1 protein-coding gene and 1 pseudogene are annotated in these 557 nt (G+C 43.1%); both read right to left on the reverse strand.

Annotation, left to right across the window (positions count from 1 at the left end):
- Positions 1–276 (reverse strand): annotated as a pseudogene (locus tag A3756_RS09865) (hypothetical protein); the annotation flags it as partial.
- A gap of 148 nt (positions 277–424) precedes the next feature.
- Positions 425–544, reverse strand: coding sequence for a helix-turn-helix domain-containing protein (locus A3756_RS29230; RefSeq protein WP_082865186.1), 120 nt, complete (start codon positions 542–544; stop codon positions 425–427).
- Between the last annotated feature and the right edge of the window lie 13 nt (positions 545–557).

Here is a 557-nt window from a genome sequence, read left to right on the forward strand (position 1 = left end):
AATATACATAATATTGACATAATAGCTTTGGTCTTTGAGCTGTGAAACGAGTTCGTCGTCTGGATTAGCGCGGTCTTCACCAAATACGTGATCAGCTAGAGGTAGCATGCCGTAAAGAAAAACCACAGTAAACCAAAGCCAAAGGCCATAACCGGTTTCAACGGCAGCATAAGCGGAGGCTAAAGGAATCATTGGCGTAAGGATAGAGAGTAAGTACCAGTAGCGTTTGCTACGGATCCATGCGCCAGTTTGCTGAGGGTAAACGGTAGTGTTCATAATACGCTCTCTTGTTTTTCTTATAGGGTTTAATCTAGGTGCGTGGGCACTTTTGATGAAAACCATTCTACGAGAGCGTGACTAGCGCAAACAGGTTATTTGGGCTCAACTAGTAGTCATTTTGATTCAATAAAGACTAGATCTTGGCTTATAAGGACTGTTTGTGAGCTTGTCTGAATTGCGATGGTGAGCTATCGAACCAGCGCTTAAATGAACGGTTAAAGTTGGAAGCATCATCATAGCCTAGAGTCAGTGCAATGGCTTCAATGCTTGATTGGGTA

It is taken from the genome of Oleiphilus sp. HI0086, assembly GCF_001635225.1.